Origin of the sequence: Lelliottia nimipressuralis (genome assembly GCF_004402045.1) — a bacterium.
GTDB lineage: Bacteria > Pseudomonadota > Gammaproteobacteria > Enterobacterales > Enterobacteriaceae > Enterobacter > Enterobacter chinensis.
The window spans coordinates 635,489-653,471 of sequence record NZ_SOMG01000030.1 but is presented as its reverse complement, the minus strand read 5'-3'; the positions used below and the strand labels follow the sequence as shown (position 1 = coordinate 653,471).

Here is a 17,983-nt window from a genome sequence, read left to right as displayed (position 1 = left end):
CTGCCCGAATATATGGAAATTGAATTAGATAAAAGTTTTAAAGAGAGAATTTTCCATGCTGTCATTTTTGAAGTGACGGCCAACGTTATCATCGCGCTGTCACTTGCCTGGCTGATGAACGTGTCGGTACTCCAGTCGGGTTCGCTGTCCGTGATATCTGCACTTACCGCGACGGCCTGGAATTTTGTTTTTAATAAACTCTTTGACTCGCTGCAGAAGAAACACCGCTTTCAGCGAACCTTCCTCGTTCGTGCAATCCATGCGGTTGGTTTTGAAACGGGACTTATCATCACCTTAATCCCTGTCGCGATGGTTATGCTGGATTTAACAATGACTGAGGCATTTTTTGTTGAGATTGGTCTGGTACTGTTTTTCCTGCCATACACGATGCTGTTTAACTGGCTTTACGACTACCTGCGCTGGATATTGGTTGGACGGAAACGGGTTGCCATGTAGCGGTTGTGCGTTATAGCGCACGATGATAAACTGGCCTAATTGATTGACAATAAGCATTGAGGCGCCGCTTTATGAATAAACTTCTTATACTCTTCCCCGCTCTGTGTTTAATCGGTTGCGTGGATCTGGGTAAAATTGGAACTCATCCGGAAGTGGCATCCTTCTATATCAATCATCCTAAAAGCCAGGTTGCAGATTGCCTCATATACGCATCCTCCAGGGAACATTTATCGCTGGAATTTGATGATACCCTCCCTGATGGTAGCGAAAGGTATAATCTCCAGGATAGCGATTATACCGATGTTGCCTGGGTCGAAGTCAGTAAGTTCAGCGGAAAACAAACCTCCGTTGAATTTTATTATGCCCCTCACGATCCTGGGTTGCATAAGTCTATTCTGTCTATAGTGGATCAGTGTAAAAAATGAAGAGGAAGATAAAATGCGAAATATCATGACTAAAGGGATTTGCATTGCGTTAGCGTTGTCCGCAGCCGGGGCGGCTCAGGCCGTTGAGAAAGAGAGCCATGGCGACAAGTTTACCGGGATCACTATTTTCGCTCAAAAAGAGTCTCAGGGAAGCCAATGGAACAGTGCAACGGGCGAAGCGAAATACATGGTCAGCTATAAGGTGACGCTGGATAATGCGTCGGGTAAAAGTATTGAGCCGGGCAAGGATAATAAAATATGTTTCTTCCTGTTTGATAAAACCGGAAAGACATTTATGAGCACCGGTATTGAACTGGAAATGTTGAACAAATACAAACCCCGGGACAACAGAACGGGCGGGGTTTATTTCGCCAGTTCAAACCCTGATATTTTAAATATGCCATTTGTCCGTTTCGGCATGGGAAAAGACTGCATAAATTGATGTCCGTCACATCGACGCGTCCTTTAGCATGTTCGATTCCCCTCTCCTTCTATACTCGTTATTTCTTTCTCTTATAAGGAAGGAACGATGTTCGATCATGTGAAATTCGGCGTCAGTGATTATGAAAAAAGTAAAACCTTCTTCCTCGTGGCGCTTCAACCGCTTGGTGTAGAACTCATCGATGAAGGTACGCCTGAGTACAGTGTCGAAATGAGTTCTGGCGACGTTTCGCTCTGCCTTTTTCAGACAAATGAAAAACCAGCACCGCTGCATCTGGCTTTTGTGGCCAACACGCGCCAGCAGGTCGATGCGTTTTACCATGCCGCGCTTAGCGCAGGCGGACTTGATAACGGCGGGCCGGGGTTGCGGCCATACGGTGAAAATTACTATGCCGCTTTTGTTATCTCGCCTGATGGTCATAATATCGAGGCGGTGTGCCATGCGCCGGAGAGCGTGTAGCTTAACGCTTCTTCAATCGCGATCGGAGGTCAACACGACGGATACCCCCTTTTCCGATACCGCGCGGATCCAGTCCTTATCGGTATTGTCTTCAACGACAATTGTGTTCACCGAAGACACATCGCCAATCACGAACGATGACGCAGTGTTTATTTTTTCCGGAGACGCCAGGACAACCGTCTCGGCGGCTCTGCCGGAAAATGCACGTTTGATGCATGCCTCTTCGAAATCGCCGGTGGTCAGCCCTGCCTCAGGATGGATACCGGTCACGCCCATAAAGAACAGGTCCGCATGAATATTTTCGATACCTTCAATGGCCGCTGCGCCGACCGCGACAATCGAGTGTTTATACAAGCGGCCGCCAATCAGAATTACTTCGATGGAAGGATGCTCGACAAGTCCCAGGGCAATACTCGGGCTGTGCGTAACCACCGTGATACGCAGGTCAGCCGGTAAAAACATAATCAGCTCCGAGGTGGTCGTGCCACCGTCGACGATAACCACCTGGCCTGATGAGATCAGCTGCGCGCCTTTGCGGGCGATCCTTTTTTTCGCATCCATCTTCACGGATTGACGCTCAGCGAACGGTGCAATAGCGGAAGATGACGGCAGCGCGCCGCCGTGAACGCGCTGCAAACGCCCTTCTGCCGCCAGCTCACGTAAATCACGTCGGATGGTGTCTTCTGAGACGTCAAAGAGAATGCTAAGTGCTTTAGACTGGACCTGACCTTCGGCGTCGAGCTTTTCGAGGATCAATTGTTTTCGCTGACTGGTGAGCATCATGAATTCCTGATATTGCATGTTTTATCTTGAAAGTGCACGATAATGCTGTTTATGATGATTACTCTACGTAAGGAGGAACAAACGTGCAATCAAAACGTGCAGATGTGCGCATCATCGACAGTGAAACGCTGTCAGATAACTGGTACGTCCTGAAAAAATACATCTTCGACCTGCAGCGACGCGATGGCGAATGGCAGCGTCAGCATCGAGAAGTCTACGACCGTGGGAACGGCGCGACGATCCTGCTCTACAACCAGGATAAAAAAACGGTGATCCTGACCCGCCAGTTCCGTTTCCCCGTTTTTATCAACGGTCATGAGGGCGATTTAATCGAAGCCGCTGCGGGGTTGCTGGACAACATGGATCCCGAAAGCCGCATAAAAGCAGAAGCGGAAGAAGAGACCGGCTTTCACGTTTCGCGAGTGCAGAAAATTTTTGAAGCCTATATGAGCCCGGGCTCCGTCACGGAAAAACTCTACTTTTATATTGCCGAGTACCAGCCTAAAGACAGAACCGGCGCAGGCGGCGGGATCAAGGCTGAGGGAGAAGATATCGACGTGCTGGAAATGACGCTTGAAGAGGCATTACGCGGCATTGAAACCGGCAAGATTGTAGACGGGAAAACCATCATGCTGCTTTATCATGTTGCGCTGAAAGGCATTCTCTAGCCTGCCGCTCTCCGGACACCTGCCGTCGTGCAGGTGTCTGCCTGTGCTATTCTTGCAGAAGCATGCAAAACGGAGAACCGAAGATGGCCGACTGGAACCCTTCTCTTTACCTGCAATACGGCGCCGAAAGGACGCGACCTGCCGCTGAACTGCTCGCCAGAATCCCGCTGGATGAGGTCGCCACCATCGCTGATTTAGGCTGCGGGCCAGGAAACAGTACCGCGCTGTTGAGGCATCGCTGGCCTTCGGCACGCATCACCGGGGTCGATAACTCCCCCGCTATGCTCGAGGAAGCACGCACCGCCTTACCTGACTGCCACTTTGTTGAGGCCGATATCCGCCAGTACAAACCTGGCCAGCCGCTGAGCCTGATTTACGCTAACGCATCGCTACAGTGGATCCCAGACCATTACGATCTCCTGCCTCACCTTGTTTCTCTGCTCTCGCTTAATGGCGTACTGGCGATCCAGATGCCTGACAACTGGCTTGAACCCACTCACGTGGCGATGCGTGAAGTGGCGCTGGAGCAAGACTATCCTGACCGCGGCCGCGAACCACTGCCGGGCGTACATGCCTATTACGACATCTTGTCGGAGGCCGGTTGTGATGTGGATATCTGGCGGACAACCTATTTCCATAAAATGAACTCGCACCAGGCCATTATTGACTGGGTAAGCGCCACCGGTTTACGCCCGTGGCTCCAGGAATTGAATGAGAGCGAGCAGAAACGGTTCCTGAAACGCTACCATGAACTGCTGGAAGAGCAGTATCCGCTCCAGGAAAACGGACAGATACTGCTCGCTTTTCCACGGCTGTTTATCGTGGCAAAACGTCAGCCCTGACGGGTTATGAGCGGGCCTCTTTGAGCAGATGCTGGATAACCTTTTCCTGCTGCTCATAATCGCCTTCGCCAAAGGCGGTGTAGCGTAGTTGCCCTTTGGCATCAAAATAGTAATGCGCTGGCCAGTACTGGTTGCCGAAAGCATTCCAGATTTCATAGTTGTTGTCTGTCACAACCCGATACGGCAACTGCCATTTGGTGACCGCATTTTTTACCGACGAAAGCGGTTTTTCCCAGGGATATTCCGGGGTGTGAACCCCTATCACCACCAGACCCTGCGGCTGATACTTTGTGGCCCAGTCCCGCACGTGGGGGAGCGTATGCTGGCAGTTGATACAATCCCACGTCCAGAAATCAATCAGAACCACCTTGCCGCGCAGTGATTCAGACGTGACAGGGTCACCGTTTATCCACCCTGTTCCACCGCTTAGCGAAGGCAGCTGGCTGCTGGGCTCTGTTATCACTACCGGCTGGAGCTTCACCGGCGTGGTTGTCGATTTCGACATATTCAAGAGCGCGGTCTCCAGGCGGTCCGCGACGCCGTTTGCCCCTTTCAGCAGCGAAGTCATCCCTGTCGCGTTTAAGACGACGGCCGCTAACATTGCCACACCCGCCCCCTGACGCAGTTTCGCCATCAGCGCCGACTTTGCTCTTAACGGTGCCATTAGCGTGCGGCCGCCGATAACGAGCAGGCCCAGCATCAGCGCGCATCCGCTGCCATAGGCGGCCAGCAGTGCGCCTGTGGCGATGGCTGAATGCCCCGCAATATTAATGCTGAAAATAGCGCCCAGAATGGGCCCCGCGCAGGGAGACCAGAGCAGTCCGACCGCAAGCCCGGCCAGAAAAGCCGATGCCATACCGCGCGTTTGCCCGCTTTGGGCGTTAAGGACGTTGCCCGCGCTGACTGCAGGGCCCGCCATGCGCTGGGCGAAGGTTGGGAAAATTAAGGCCAGGGCGGCGGCGGCCAGGATCAAAAGCGCGACCCAGCGCCCAACAATGGTTGCCTCCGTTATCCACTCGCTGGCGACGGTGACGACCATCGCGACCAGGGTGAACATCACGATCATCCCCGCGAGCAGGGCCAGAATATGTCGACGCTGCCCCTGAAAACCGGCAAAAAGCAGTGGAATTACCGGGAGCGTACATGGGCTGAGCAGGCTTATCATCCCGCCCAGAAACGCGATTACCAGAAACATAGTGACCTCACAATACAAGTCCTGCGACGCTGCAGTGAGGCTATTTCATCGTGCGGATGTGTTCAGGATATGTGTGAAAGCGTGGGTTTTGTCTGGCTCTGTATCACCCCGGCCGGGAGATACAAAGCCGTACAATTAACGGCGCGGTAGCGTAATGGAGACCTCCAGCCCGCCCCCGGCGCGGTTCGCCAGGTTCAGCTTTCCGTCAAGCTGAGCGGTGAGCTGCGCGGCGATCGCCAGGCCGAGCCCGGTCCCGCCGGTATCGCGGTTGCGGGATGTTTCAACCCGATAAAACGGCTGTAATACCGCCTCAAGCTCGGCTTCGAGGATCCCCGGCCCGTCGTCCACAATATGAATAACCACCTCTTCTTCAGACGAATCATCTATGGCAATCACGGCATGCTCGCCAAATTTGAGGGCGTTATCCAGCAGGTTGGTCATCACCCGGCGAAGCGCCTGCGGACGCGTAACGATCGGCAGGCGGGCAGCGTTTGCCTGAAACTGCACGTTTTTACCGATGTCCTGATAATCGCAGGCGATGCTGTTGACCCAGGCGTTCAGCTCCAGCTTCAGCGAGGTCTCTTCCAGTGTTTCTGATGACCGGGCATATGCAATGCCCTCCCGCACCAGACGCGTCATGCTATCAAGGTCGTTCAGGAGCTTGTCGCGAAGTTCTGGTTCCCCGGCCATTTCGACGCGCAGCTTCATGCGGGTAATCGGGGTCTGGAGATCGTGCGAAATGGACGCCAGGATCTGCGCCCGTTCCCGGAGGTAAGACTGAATGCGCGCCTGCATCGCATTGAAGGCGTGCGCTGCCCGCTGCACCTCAAGCGGCCCGTTCTCCGTCATTGGCGTGCTGGCCGCGGGATCCAGTGAATCCACCGCGCGGGTAAACTGTGAAAAAGGCCGCACCACCTGTCGCACGGCGAACCAGGAACAGGCCGACAGAAGCAGCAGCTGCAGGATGAGCACAGCGGGCAGCCAGCTGGCGACGGGCGGCATGCGCGGGATCAGGTCAATGGTCAGCGGCGCGCCGTCGCTGAGCGTCAGATGCGCCTGAATATGCGAAATGGCGCCGGGAACCGCGGTAAAGCTGAGCGGGTACTGTGCCGCGAGCGTCGCTTTCAGGGTGCGGATAGCATCCTGTGAACGCTTATCCGTCGGCGCGGGTCCGGGCTCACCGGTGCCCAGGATATAGCGGTAGTTACCTCGTTCAAGTCGCGGAAGCCAGGCGGCGCGTTCGCTGGCCGGTAATCGGTTTAAAATGGCGACGCTGGTTGCGACATCGTTTTCCAGATTACCGAGCATCACCGTGCGGGCGCTGTGCATTCGTTCCACCATGACCAGCGTCAAGCTCAGGGCGTTAGCCAGTAGCAGACCCGGCAGCACGACCATCAGCAAACGGGCCAGCAGCGAGCGTGGCCAAAGGGTCATTCGTTAACCTCTTTGATGATGACCGGCATCGTAAAGACGTAGCCTTCACTGCGGACGGTTTTGATATAGGCCGGCGTGCGGGCATCTTCATTCAGGCGCTGGCGAACCCGGCTTACCAGCAGGTCGATTGAGCGTTCAAACAGCTCGGCGTCGCGCCCCTGCGTCAGGTTGAGCAGCTGGTCGCGGGTCAGCACGCGCTGAGGATGGTCAAGGAAAACGCGCAGCAGGCGATACTCCGCCCCGCTGAGCGCAACAATCACCCCTTCCGGATCGATTAAGTGGCGGGCGACGGTATCGAGCTGCCATTCACCGAACATCACCAGCCGCCCTGCTTCCGTTACCTGTAAATTGGGCGGCATCGTGCGAAAACGCCGTAAAATGGCTTTGATGCGCGCCAGGAGTTCGCGGGCAACAAAAGGCTTCACCACATAGTCGTCCGCGCCCATCTCCAGCCCCAGGATCCTGTCCGTCTCCTCACTGCGTGCTGTAAGCATCAGGACAGGCAGATCTTTATGTTTGCCGCTGCGCAGCTGTCGGCATAGCGTAAGACCGTCATCGCCGGGCATCATGACATCCAGCACCACCAGGTCGATATGCTGTTTATCCAGCACGGCGCGCATCTCTTTGCCGTTGGCCGCGCCCGTGGCGCGATAGCCAGACTTTTCGAGATAATCGACAATCAGTTCACGAATATCCCTGTCGTCATCGACGACAAGGATGTGGTCAATATGCTCCACCGAAATCTCCAGACCGAAGGGTAACGTACTGAAAATAGCACATTTCAGAGTTTATCAGCGTCGACAACGGCCTTGACGAAATCCTGCGGATCTTCCTGAGGCGGGTTGTGCCCCACGGTGGCCCCGAAGGTCCGGTGCTCATATTTACCGGTAAATTTACCCGCATAGGCCTGCGGCGCGGGGTGCGGCGCACCGTTGTTTCCGCCTTCGATGGTGATGGTCGGGACGGTAATGTTCGGCAAGGCGGCCAGTTTTTGCTCATAGCTGTCATATTTCCGTTCCCCTTTTTCCAGCCCTAAACGCCAGCGATAGTTGCTGAGCGTCACCGCGACGTGATCCGGATTATCGAGCGATTTGGCACTGGCGTTAAAGACAGCATCGTTAAATTTCCAGTCAGGCGATGCCTGCGACCAGATCAGGCGCGCGAAGTCATGCGTGTTTTTGGCATAGCCTTCTGCGCCGCGCGCGGTGGCGAAATAGAACTGATACCACCACTGCTGCTCTGCTTTTGGCGGCAACGGCTGTTTACCAATCTGCTGGCTGCTGATGAGATAGCCACTTACCGAGACCAGTGATTTCACGCGCTCTGGCCACAATGCCGCAACGATATCCGCCGTACGGGCACCCCAGTCATATCCCGCGAACACCGCCTGCCTGATGTTCAGGGCATCCATCAGGTTGACGATGTCTTTCGCCATGGCCGAAGGCTGACCGTTGCGCGGCGTTTTTGCTGACAGGAAGCGCGTGGTGCCGTAGCCGCGCAGAGAAGGCACAATGACCCGGTAGCCTTTTGCCGCCAGAGCGGGAGCGACCTCGGCGTAGCTGTGAATATCGTAGGGCCAGCCGTGTAGTAAAATGACCGGTTGGCCATCTTTGGGGCCGATGTCGACATAGCCGACATTCAGATCGCCGGCGTTAATTTGCTGTGGATGATCAAATGCGGCCGCGACGTTTGCGCCGCTGGCTTCGGCCTGGCAGGACATCACGGTGGCAAGAGAAACGGTCAGTGCAAGGGTTGAGTAAGCAAGTTTGCTGAACATGTTGGTATCTCCGGTTGAGTACAATTCACGGGGATATAACAACACCTCAATGTATAGCGGATATGTGCGAAAGCGGGTTTATTGCAAGCCTGTGTATGTATCAGCGACGCGGATACAGTGTGATACAAACCCAGGCGTTTTAGTCTTAAAGAGAGAGGCGGTAGCGGACGTAGTCGTCAGCCTCGCCGTATTTGTCATAGAGTTTACGCGCCGGGTTATTCTCCCGGGTGACCCAATACAGTTTCGACCACCCTTCGCGCTTGCCTTCCTCAATCAGGGCATCAATGAGCGCCTTCCCGGCCCCCGCTCCCCGTTCATCGGCAGCAACAAACAGGTCTTCCAGATAGCAGACAGGGGCTGTTGACCAGGTGCCTTCGTGGAGAATACACATCGCGAAACCGATGACCTTTGTGTCTTTCTCTACTACGCGGCAGAACATCGGAGAATGCGCTGAGAGCGCCCTTTCCCACGTTGATGCGGTAACCGACTCATCGAGGAAGCAGTCATAAAAATGGGTGTAGCCGTCCCACAGCGGTCGCCAGTGGGAGTAATCGTCTGCCTGTAGAGGCCTTACCGTGACAGCCATGCGTCCCTCACATTACAAAGCGATCGCCATTTCAAAACAGCGTAAATCCGCGCCCGCCATGCGCGAGTGATGATATTTTTCGCTCAGCGTGACAAACCCCAGCTTCTGATAAAACGACCGGGCGTTAGGCGTAGCATCGAGCGTCAGGCGGGTTATTCCCCGGCTACGGGCCTCCTGTTTGAGTGCCTCGATAATCCGGGTCGCCATGCCTTTACCAGATGCCGCAGGCAAGGTGAATATCGCCTCCAGGCAGTGGGTATCCAGATCCAGATAGCCGGTTGCCGCAATCTCGCCCTTTTCATCTTCCACCACGTAAAAAGGGTATTCAACGATCATTTGCCGGTAGCGTTCGGGCATCAGATCGGGCGTCCAGCGCGCAATGACGTCCGCGTTGTAACTGGTTTTACAGCCGTGACGAATCGCCTGATTGCGAATATTCCAGAGTATTTCGGCTTCCTGCGGATTCGCTTTTCGTAACGTCATATCACCTCTTTAACGGCTATTTAACCGGATTTCACGTGCCAGTCTGGCGAGACGCTGAGTGCGACAATAGAGGGTAAACAACACAAAGCCTCTGCTGTTCATCACCACCCGACAAAGTAACAGCGCGAAGGATGCAATGACCAGCGGCCAAAGGCTTCCGTCATGAGAAAACAGGAGATGTAGCGCCTGAACAACGGTCATGACCAGCAGAATGATGAACACTGTCATAAACCCCAATAATCCTGACGTCGCCCCTCGGGCCAGAAGCACGCTGATAACAATGAGCGCGCCTGTCATTATTAATGATGGTACGAAAAAGCTCAGTGCATGATGTAACGGCGTCAACCCCTGCAACGCGCTGAGAAAAGGCAGAAGGTTTAATGCAAACGCCATTAAAAACAGAGGTAACAGCGCCGCTACCGGATAAGGATTTTGACGCGGAAGTTCGCTGAGGGGGCGAGAAAAATACTGTTCCTCTTTGCAATGCTGAAGGAGATCCTGAAAACCCCGTCCGACTAAAAGTGCCAAAAAACTCATCAATATTTCGCCCTCAAAGAGAGGTTGCCCATTTTTGGTAGTGAATAACCACAGCGCGCTTCAAAAGAATGTGATAGAGATGAAAATACCAGAACGCAAACAAAAGCATAACGCTTAAATATGGAGATCCGCGGATGACGATACCGACGCTCACGACAGAACGCTTGCTGCTAAAACCGCTGGTTGCCGAAGATGCCGTTCAGATACAAAAGCTGTATCCGCGCTGGGAGATCGTCCGCTATATGGTCTCTTCCGTGCCCTGGCCCTACCCGGATAACGGCGCGGAAAACTATGTTAATAACGTGGCGCTGCCGGATATAGCAAAAGGGATTGCCTGGTTCTGGAGCATCCGCCGTCGCGAGGTGCCGGACGCGCTGATGGGCATTATCTGCCTGTACGATGTGGAAGATAACAACCGCGGGTTTTGGCTGGCGCCGGAGTTTCAGGGACAGGGATATATGCGTGAGGCCAGCATTGCCGCAACGGATTACTGGTTTAATACGCTCAACAAACCCGTATTACGCGCGCCGAAGGCTGCCGCCAACAGCCGCTCCCGCCGTATTTCAGACAGTAGCGGCATGCGGCTTATCAGAACGGAACAGAAAGCGTACGTCAGCGGCATGCTCGATTCCGAGCTGTGGGAAATCACTCGCGACGAATGGAACGCCCGTCAGGTCAGCTGATAGTGCTTATCCGGCATCAGCCTTTCCGGAATATTCACTTCATCGTTCATCTGCAGCAGATCGCGTTCCATCATGTTGCAGATGGCGTCCAGCGGCAGGTCGTTATTTTCGGTGCCAAACGGATCTTCCAGCTCTTCCGCCAGGGTATCCAGCGAGATAAAGGTGTAAGAGATCAGGGCCGAGACAAATGGCGTCATGTAGTGCAGGTCCACGACCAGCGCGAAAGGCAGCATGATGCAGAACAGATACACCGTGCGGTGCAAAATCAGCGTGTAGGCGAACGGCACCGGCGTTGTTGCAATACGCTCGCAGCCGGAAAGCACGATAGACATGTCGTTCAGACGGTTGTTCAGACTGTGGAACAGAATGTCTGAGAGTTGCCCGTTACGTCGCCGCACGGCCAGCCACTCCCCCATGATCAGCAAAATACGGTTCGCCGGCGAGTTGGCGTCCATGACTTTACGTAAATCATCCGCAGCAAGATAGCGAGAGAGTTGCTCAGCGTTCAGTTCCCGGCGCAGGGTCATGCGCAGGCAGTTGGCGAAGGCGATCTGCAGGCGGACAAACTCCCCCAGGTGCTTATCGTCGGGCAAGGTGTTTTTTACCTCGCGAAACAGCGAGCGTGCCGCTATCATCAACTGCCCCCAGAGCAGCCGGGCTTCAACGTAGCGGGAATAACAGGCGTTGTTCCTGAAACCGAGAAAGATAGCGATCGCCACGCCGAGAATACTAAAGGGCGCCACGGTAAATTTGATACCCAGCGAGGTATACCACGGCAGCATCAGGATAACGGCGATAGAAAGCAGGAAGTTGAGCAGCAATCGGGTATAGATCTTGGGAAGTACCGAACCGTGCCAGACGAAAATCAGTTGTAGCCAGTGCTGTTTAGGACGAACAATCATAGTGAGTTTCAGGAAAGAAAAGAGCGTGGCTATTAAACGTGATCCCCCTCACGGTTGCAAGCATGTTAACGGAACATTGAATTTTCTGACCTGATTAGCGAAAACCGCACGGTGCTGAATCTGCTTTTTAAAAACAGGGTAAATAGTATGTTGTAACTAAAAAAGATCGTATATAAACCCGGCCGAAGCCGGGTGAACTCATTAGCAAAGCGGTTTAACCGCGGCGCGCATGCCCTTCAGCAAAATGGCATCCAGGTCCAGCGTGATCTGATCGACAAGACCGCTCACCTGCGTCAGATCCTGTTCCCAGTGCTCGCTCACGCTCAGCACCGACTGCACCAGCTCGCGGGTACTTAACTGCTGGTCGCGGTGCTGCGCCCAAAGCTGCTGATAACGTTCCAGCCATGACGCATCTTCCTGAACCGGATAGCTCTCCCCGTTACGCTCCGCGCGATAAAACGCGATCAGCGCCGCTAAGGCAAACGTCAGTCGCGCAGGCAATTGACCTGTTGCCTTCTGCCCTGCCAGCAGCTGCGGCAGGATGCGGGTACGGTATTTAGTCATGCCGTTGAGCGCGATGGAAAGCAGCTGGTGTTTGATATAGGGATTACGAAAACGCCCTGTTACCGCACTGGCGAAAGACTCCAGCTCGCCGCGCGGCAGGTCCAGTACCGGGATAATTTCCTGATAAATCGCTTTCTCGACGAAGGCGCACACCTCCGCATCGTTCATCGCCTCGCCTACCGTATCCAGCCCGGCCTGGAATGCGACCGGTACGAGCGCTGTGTGCGCCCCGTTCAGGATGGCGACCTTGCGCGCCTTGTAGGGTTTGATGTCATCGACAATCAGCACGTTTAACGGGTACTTATCCAGACGGAGTTCGCGAGCAAGGGATGCCGGCCCCTGGATCACAAACAGATAGAAATGCTCAGCCGTATCCAGGAACCCGTCGTGATAACCCAGCTCAGCTTCCAGCGTGGCCACTTCATCGCGCGGATAACCGGTCACGATACGGTCAACCAGCGTCGAGCAGAAGCTGTTGGCATCGTTTAGCCAGCGGGTAAAGGCGTCAGGCAGCGACCACTCCTGAGCATAGCGCAAGACGAGTTCACGCAATGCATCGCCGTTGTAGTCAATCAGTTCACACGGAATGATGACCCAGCCTTTGTCTGGCGCGCCGTTGAAGTGGCTAAAGCGCTCAAACAGCAATCGCGTCAGCTTAGCCGGATAGCTCGCTGCAGGGGCATCGTCGAACTTGTCCCCCGCGTGGTAGCTGATACCGGCTTCGGTGGTGTTCGAGAAAACAAACCGCATATCGGCATTGTGAGCCAGTTTCAGAAACGCGTCATAGTCGTCATAGACGCTGATTTCACGGTTAACGGAGCGTATGAGTCGGGCGTCACTCACCGCCTCACCCTGCTCATTCAGGCCACGAATGATAGTGGTGTACAGCCCATCCTGCGTGCTCAAAGACGGCGGGAAGTCGCTCTGAATCGGGCGAACGATGACCACACCGGCGTTGAGGTCGGTATGTTCGTTTAGCAGGTCTATTTGCCAGTCGATGAAGGCGCGCAGGAAATTGCCCTCACCAAACTGAATGATACGTTCAGGATAGTGCGCACCGGGAAAATCACGACGGTTGAGAGTGTTCACCTTGGGTTCCTTTTATAATTAGTCATACAGCCTGATAAGATTGGTACGATAACTTATCAAAACTTAACGACCAGAAACCCTGTTTTGATCAATCCGCGGTGCGGTTGTGCAAAATAATTATAAGAACTTATAGAACACGGACGTGGCCGTCATAGCGCCGTCCGGCATCAGCGCATAGCGCGGGATCTCACCGACCTTTTGCCAGCTGGCGCGCTGGTAGAACGTCTCAGCCCCGCTGCCGGTGGAAGTATCGAGCACCAGAACAGAAATGTTCCTTGCCCTGGCCTCCACTTCAAGCGCTTCCATAAGCGCCATCGCAGCGCCTTTCCGGCGCGCTTTCTCATGAACCAACAGTTTCGCCACATCCGCGCGGTGCGGCTGGTTTTCCGGCTGGTCGACGATCAGCTGCACCGTGCCAATAACGCCGTCCTGCGGGTCGATACAGGCAAGCACGAGACGCTCATTGCGTCCTGTGCTGTCTGCTATCCCGCGCCAGTAAGATCGAGCCTTATCGAGGCTAAAAGGCAGCATAAAACTGACGGATGCCCCGCCGTTTACGCAGTTTTCGAGGATCCCGGCCAGCGTATCAAGATGGGTGAGGATCTCTTCCCGGGTGAGGTTTTTGATTTGCAGTGAGGTATTCATTGTTTTCCCTTGTGTAGAATACACTCACTTTGCATTTAACATCTTCTTAACGCAAATGGATCGGACATAGGTTTTTACTATGTCAACCGGACCGCTGGCGCTGCTGTTTCATGGCATACATCTTTTCATCGGCGTCCTTCAGCCACTGCTGGAGGTCGTTGCCATTATGGTCGAATTCACTCAGCCCCCAGGAGAACAGAAGCGACCAGGGGTGTAGCTTGCGGGCATTATACTTTTCCACCTGCTCGGCAAGATACTGCATCGCAATCCAGGCGCCCTTCTCGTCGGTATCCGCGAACAGCACGGCGAACTCATCCCCGCCAAAACGCACCAGCAGATCCGCCTCACGGAAAGAGGCGCGCATCAGCTGCGCCATGACTTTCAGGGCCTTATCCCCCTCTTCATGACCGTAGCGATCGTTAATTTCCTTAAAGCGATCCAGATCCAGCCAGCCGAGCGTCAACGGCTCAGCCCGGCGTTGGGCAACGGAAAGCGTAAACCTCACAAGCTGATTAAAGCCCCGACGGTTGAATAACCCGGTTAACTCATCCGTGGTTGCCGCGCTGATTGCGGCAAATTCATCTTCCGCCAGCGCACCAAGGTCTCCCAGGACGGCGAGATCGGCCGCGGAAAACTCCCGGGGCGCGTAATCAATAAGGCACAGCGAGCCCACGCTTGCGCCATCGCGCAAGCGCAGCGGGAAGCCCGCGTAAAAACGCACGCGAGGTTCACCGGCCACCAGCGGATTATCCGCAAAACGATCGTCCTGCAGCATATCCACCACCACCAGCGGTGCTTCGGAAAGGATCGTATGGCCACAAAATGAGATGTTCCGCGGAACGGTACCGGGGGCCTGACCATCGGCCGACTTCACGATAAGCGAATGCTCATCAATGAGATTGACCATTGCCAGCGGCACCTGGAAGAAGCGTTTCGCCAGGCGCGTGAGGCGGTCAAACGCCGGGGAACTGTCGATCTCAAGCAGACCCGATTCGCGCAGTGAGTTCAGTCTGTCTGTTTCATTTTCAGGGGTTGCTGGTGCTTTCATAATGTCTCCTGACGTAAAGCTTTACTAAAAGCGTAGCTTAAACAGAGACATTGTCAGTGTTCGACTATCCTGTTAAGCCGCTTACTATTCACGTCAATGCCTTATGACGATTAACGCAGCTCTGTTTCGCTCCCGGCGGTCGCAGCAATGTGCTCGTCCGACACCCGGGCGCTGGTACGATTTCGACCCGCTTTTTTTGAACGATAGAGATGATCGTCCGCTTCGGCCATCAACGTGTTGAAGACCTCGGTCAACTGCCATGACTCAGACCTTCCGCTCCCGAGGCCAATACTGACCGTCAGATAGAGCGTTTGCTGGCGCCATGTAAAAGGGTGACTGGCAACGGTAGTTCTGATACGTTCCGCCAGTGCATAACCATTTTGCGCATCGCCCGAGTTGACCACCACCGCGAACTCTTCCCCGCCCATGCGCGCGACCATTCCGTCTTCACCGACCACCTGCTGAACCTGTCGGGCAAACGAGGCCAGTACCCTATCTCCACACTCGTGGCCGTAGTTATCATTAATGCTTTTGAAGTAATCGATATCCAGCAGCATGACGGTCAGAAAACGCGAATGGCGGTGCGACTCTTCATGCTTTAGCGCCTCATAAAGCCCGGAGCGCGAATAGACGTGCGTTAAGAAATCATAATCCGCCCGCAGTGAAACCTGGCGGATCAGGGAATTAATGGCTGCCATGCTCACGGACACCATCACCGGGCAGATCGCCATCGTGGCAATACCCAGCCGGGCTGAGAACATCATGGGGGTCGTAAACGGCGTCGCCACGGCAATATTGATCACCGAGTTGGCGACCAGAATAATTTCAGTGGTGCCCGTGATAAACGTCAGCAGACAGGTTGCAGGCAATGAGTAGCGTACCGCACACCAGATAAGCGCAGGCAGCGGAAAGGCGAGACTCCCCGCCCCGCCAATCACCACCGACGCGGCCACCGAAACAATCAGTGCAATAACCGGGAACAGCTGCTCCAGACGTAACCTGAACTCGTGCGCGGACATGCCTATCGTGAGCATACACGGCACCACCAGCACGCCGGTTGAGAACTGCTCGCTAAACCAGTCGGCAAACAGCGGCCAGAAGCTATGAGTGTCGATCCCGACCGACCCCACCGCGCCGAGCAGCGCGCAAAGCAGCGCGGCAATCAGACAGTAGTTAAACAGGCGTAAGGCGTTAAGCGGATCGGGCGTTTTCTTCATCAGCCGCCTGTCGCGCTGAACCAGCACGGCGACAACGACGATAAAGATCATGTTCGACAGGTTAATCACCACTGAGGCCATCCCCCAGTTGGTCGTTACCGCATCGTACAACAGCATAGCGACATAGCACACCGCATAGTAATGCAGGCGATTCAGGTAAACATAGCGGGCGAAAATCCCTGCCATGACGCCATTCAGCGGCCAGAACAGCGACAAGGCCTCAACCAGCCGTAATTCCGCCCCCACAAAATAGAATAAAGTGGTGAGAATAAAGATCGTCGTTGCATTTCGCAGCGGCGTGTCCGGTTGAAAGAGCCTGAAGGCAGTAAGAGCAGAACGCATTAAATATCATTCCATATGAGAGCTTATGGCAATTATTGCGGTCGTCAGCGTTGTCGGGACTAACTTAGGATGCATCTATAACACAATTACAACAGGATCATAACTCGTCAAATTTGGGCGTTCATCTGTAATACCAGCCAGTGGTGGATCACGCCGACAATATAATGTTGCTGCTCAACGGTGAGCTGAACACCTTGCGGAATGTGGTGCCATTTAGCCAGACAGCCCCGACAGCAGGTGGCCGTGGCATGCTGGGCGATAAACACCGGATGACCGCGCATAGGCGTCTGTTTGCCGTCATTCGCGGGGTGTGCAGGCGCAAGGCGCTTTTCGACAAAATCAGCGGCATGCTGGTCAATGGTTTCGGGGCCTTTGTCCCAGCAGTACCGTCGTTCCTTCTCGCCTAAGCGAAAGCGCGAGCGAAACGTCGATCGCGCCAGGCGGGAAAAGAGAGGATCCAGATCGGACATCAGTATACGGACCGCCCCAGACGCTGGGTCAGTTTCTCCAGAACCGCCACGCCGGCGAGCGAATTTCCCGTATCATCCAGCTCCGGGCTCCAGACCGCAATCGCCATTTCATGCGGTACAATCGCCACCACTCCGCCGCCGACGCCCGATTTCGCCGGTAAGCCGACGCGCCAGGCAAACTCCCCGGCGTTTTGATACATCCCGCTGGTGGCCATCAGCGCGTTCACCTGGCGGGCCTGTAGCGGAGAAACCACCTCCTGATCGAGATGCGGCGCATGTCCCTGGTGCGCCAGGAACAGGAACGTTTGAGCCAGCTCAACGCAGCTCATTTTCAGGGCGCAGTAATGGAAGTAGTTTTGCAGCACCGTCGCCACATCGTTATGGAAGTTGCCGAAGGATTTCATCAGCCAGGCGATAGCCGCGTTACGGGCGGAGTGTTCAAACTCCGAGCGAGCGACCACCGAGTCGTAGGCAATATCGTCAACGCCCGAGAGCTGACGAACAATCTCCAGCATGCGCTGACGCGGCGCGCTGAGGCGGCTTTGCAGCATATCGCAGACCACCAGCGCCCCGGCGTTGATAAAGGGGTTTCGCGGCTTGCCCTGTTCGATCTCGAGCTGGAGCAGTGAGTTAAAAGGCTGGCCGGAAGGGTCTTTGCCGACACGCTGCCAGATCTCATCTTCTTCATACTGGCGCATCGCCGCCACCAGACTTAGCACTTTAGAAATGGACTGAATGGAAAAACGTTCAGTCGCATCGCCGGCCTGGAACCGCTGTCCGTCGATGGTACAGATAGCAATCCCCAGCTTATCCCCGCTGACCGAGGCAAGGGCCGGAATATAGTCGGCAACCTTCCCCTTTCCCAATAACGGACGAACCTGCGCCAGAATCTCGTCCAGCATCTCATTATGGATGACCGCAGCCACACTTTGCTCC

Annotated in this window: 22 protein-coding genes; 7 read left to right on the top strand and 15 right to left on the bottom strand. The window is 54.7% G+C overall.

The features are described 5' to 3' along the window. Positions 1 to 12: 12 nt before the first annotated feature. From E3U32_RS20800 to E3U32_RS20785, 4 genes are all read left to right on the top strand, one after another. Positions 13 to 456, top strand: coding sequence for a PACE efflux transporter (locus tag E3U32_RS20800; protein WP_134350312.1), 444 nt, complete (start codon positions 13 to 15; stop codon positions 454 to 456). A 71-nt stretch (positions 457 to 527) separates the two neighbouring features. Then, a complete protein-coding gene (locus E3U32_RS20795; protein WP_134350311.1) occupies positions 528 to 881 on the top strand; it encodes a hypothetical protein in 354 nt (117 codons plus the stop codon). Between the two features lie 13 nt (positions 882 to 894). Then, positions 895 to 1,323, top strand: coding sequence for a DUF4354 family protein (locus E3U32_RS20790; protein WP_134350310.1), 429 nt, complete (start codon positions 895 to 897; stop codon positions 1,321 to 1,323). 87 nt (positions 1,324 to 1,410) lie between these two features. Next, complete coding sequence (locus E3U32_RS20785) at positions 1,411 to 1,782, top strand: VOC family protein (RefSeq protein ID WP_134350309.1); 372 nt, start codon at positions 1,411 to 1,413, stop codon at positions 1,780 to 1,782. A 12-nt stretch (positions 1,783 to 1,794) separates the two neighbouring features. On the opposite strand, the gene E3U32_RS20780 is transcribed toward E3U32_RS20785, so the two are convergent. Next, positions 1,795 to 2,562, bottom strand: coding sequence for a DeoR/GlpR family DNA-binding transcription regulator (locus tag E3U32_RS20780; RefSeq protein ID WP_134350761.1), 768 nt, complete (start codon positions 2,560 to 2,562; stop codon positions 1,795 to 1,797). An 86-nt stretch (positions 2,563 to 2,648) separates the two neighbouring features. Between E3U32_RS20780 and E3U32_RS20775 the strand changes: the two genes are divergently transcribed. Together E3U32_RS20775 and tam are read left to right on the top strand one after the other, a co-directional pair. Beyond that, on the top strand, positions 2,649 to 3,233 hold the full coding sequence (locus E3U32_RS20775) for a GDP-mannose pyrophosphatase (RefSeq protein ID WP_134350308.1): 585 nt from the start codon (positions 2,649 to 2,651) through the stop codon (positions 3,231 to 3,233). An 83-nt stretch (positions 3,234 to 3,316) separates the two neighbouring features. Beyond that, positions 3,317 to 4,075, top strand: a complete 759-nt coding sequence (tam, locus tag E3U32_RS20770; RefSeq protein WP_134350307.1) for a trans-aconitate 2-methyltransferase — start codon at positions 3,317 to 3,319, stop codon at positions 4,073 to 4,075. 4 nt (positions 4,076 to 4,079) lie between these two features. Here tam and E3U32_RS20765 read toward each other — a convergent pair whose 3' ends face one another. From E3U32_RS20765 to E3U32_RS20735, 7 genes are all read right to left on the bottom strand, one after another. Further along, the gene (locus E3U32_RS20765; RefSeq protein WP_134350306.1) at positions 4,080 to 5,270 is read right to left on the bottom strand and encodes a cytochrome c biogenesis protein/redoxin; all 1,191 of its coding nucleotides are present in this window, start codon (positions 5,268 to 5,270) and stop codon (positions 4,080 to 4,082) included. A gap of 135 nt (positions 5,271 to 5,405) precedes the next feature. Next, a complete protein-coding gene (locus tag E3U32_RS20760) occupies positions 5,406 to 6,704 on the bottom strand; it encodes an ATP-binding protein (protein ID WP_134350305.1) in 1,299 nt (432 codons plus the stop codon). Continuing rightward, complete coding sequence (locus tag E3U32_RS20755; protein ID WP_134350304.1) at positions 6,701 to 7,441, bottom strand: response regulator; 741 nt, start codon at positions 7,439 to 7,441, stop codon at positions 6,701 to 6,703. The genes E3U32_RS20760 and E3U32_RS20755 overlap by 4 nt, the downstream gene beginning before the upstream one ends. A gap of 44 nt (positions 7,442 to 7,485) precedes the next feature. Continuing rightward, entirely contained in the window at positions 7,486 to 8,481 is a 996-nt protein-coding gene (locus E3U32_RS20750; protein WP_134350303.1) for an alpha/beta fold hydrolase, read from the bottom strand. A 145-nt stretch (positions 8,482 to 8,626) separates the two neighbouring features. Further along, a complete protein-coding gene (locus tag E3U32_RS20745) occupies positions 8,627 to 9,067 on the bottom strand; it encodes a GNAT family N-acetyltransferase (protein WP_134350302.1) in 441 nt (146 codons plus the stop codon). Positions 9,068 to 9,079: 12 nt separating this feature from the next. After that, entirely contained in the window at positions 9,080 to 9,550 is a 471-nt protein-coding gene (locus E3U32_RS20740) for a GNAT family N-acetyltransferase (RefSeq protein ID WP_134350301.1), read from the bottom strand. A 9-nt stretch (positions 9,551 to 9,559) separates the two neighbouring features. Continuing rightward, a complete protein-coding gene (locus tag E3U32_RS20735) occupies positions 9,560 to 10,087 on the bottom strand; it encodes a hypothetical protein (RefSeq protein WP_134350300.1) in 528 nt (175 codons plus the stop codon). A 134-nt stretch (positions 10,088 to 10,221) separates the two neighbouring features. Between E3U32_RS20735 and E3U32_RS20730 the strand changes: the two genes are divergently transcribed. Continuing rightward, positions 10,222 to 10,770: a GNAT family N-acetyltransferase gene (locus tag E3U32_RS20730; RefSeq protein ID WP_134350299.1), complete on the top strand. Its 549-nt coding sequence runs from the start codon at positions 10,222 to 10,224 to the stop codon at positions 10,768 to 10,770. Here the strand turns inward: E3U32_RS20730 and E3U32_RS20725 are convergent. The 7 genes from E3U32_RS20725 to glsB form a co-directional block, all read right to left on the bottom strand. Next, positions 10,758 to 11,672 (bottom strand): bestrophin family protein, encoded by a 915-nt coding sequence (locus E3U32_RS20725; RefSeq protein WP_134350298.1) that lies wholly within the window; start codon positions 11,670 to 11,672, stop codon positions 10,758 to 10,760. The two genes, E3U32_RS20730 and E3U32_RS20725, sit on opposite strands and share 13 nt — an antisense overlap. A 201-nt stretch (positions 11,673 to 11,873) precedes the next feature. Then, a complete protein-coding gene (locus E3U32_RS20720) occupies positions 11,874 to 13,325 on the bottom strand; it encodes a tagaturonate reductase (RefSeq protein ID WP_134350297.1) in 1,452 nt (483 codons plus the stop codon). Between the two features lie 117 nt (positions 13,326 to 13,442). Then, a complete protein-coding gene (locus tag E3U32_RS20715; RefSeq protein ID WP_134350296.1) occupies positions 13,443 to 13,970 on the bottom strand; it encodes a GNAT family N-acetyltransferase in 528 nt (175 codons plus the stop codon). 82 nt (positions 13,971 to 14,052) lie between these two features. Then, positions 14,053 to 15,018, bottom strand: a complete 966-nt coding sequence (locus tag E3U32_RS20710) for a sensor domain-containing diguanylate cyclase (RefSeq protein WP_134350295.1) — start codon at positions 15,016 to 15,018, stop codon at positions 14,053 to 14,055. Between the two features lie 110 nt (positions 15,019 to 15,128). Beyond that, entirely contained in the window at positions 15,129 to 16,577 is a 1,449-nt protein-coding gene (locus E3U32_RS20705) for a GGDEF domain-containing protein (RefSeq protein ID WP_134350294.1), read from the bottom strand. A 107-nt stretch (positions 16,578 to 16,684) separates the two neighbouring features. Then, on the bottom strand, positions 16,685 to 17,047 hold the full coding sequence (locus E3U32_RS20700) for a DUF4186 domain-containing protein (protein ID WP_134350293.1): 363 nt from the start codon (positions 17,045 to 17,047) through the stop codon (positions 16,685 to 16,687). Then, the gene (glsB, locus tag E3U32_RS20695; protein ID WP_134350292.1) at positions 17,047 to 17,973 is read right to left on the bottom strand and encodes a glutaminase B; all 927 of its coding nucleotides are present in this window, start codon (positions 17,971 to 17,973) and stop codon (positions 17,047 to 17,049) included. Before glsB ends, E3U32_RS20700 begins: the two co-directional genes overlap by 1 nt. Between the last annotated feature and the right edge of the window lie 10 nt (positions 17,974 to 17,983).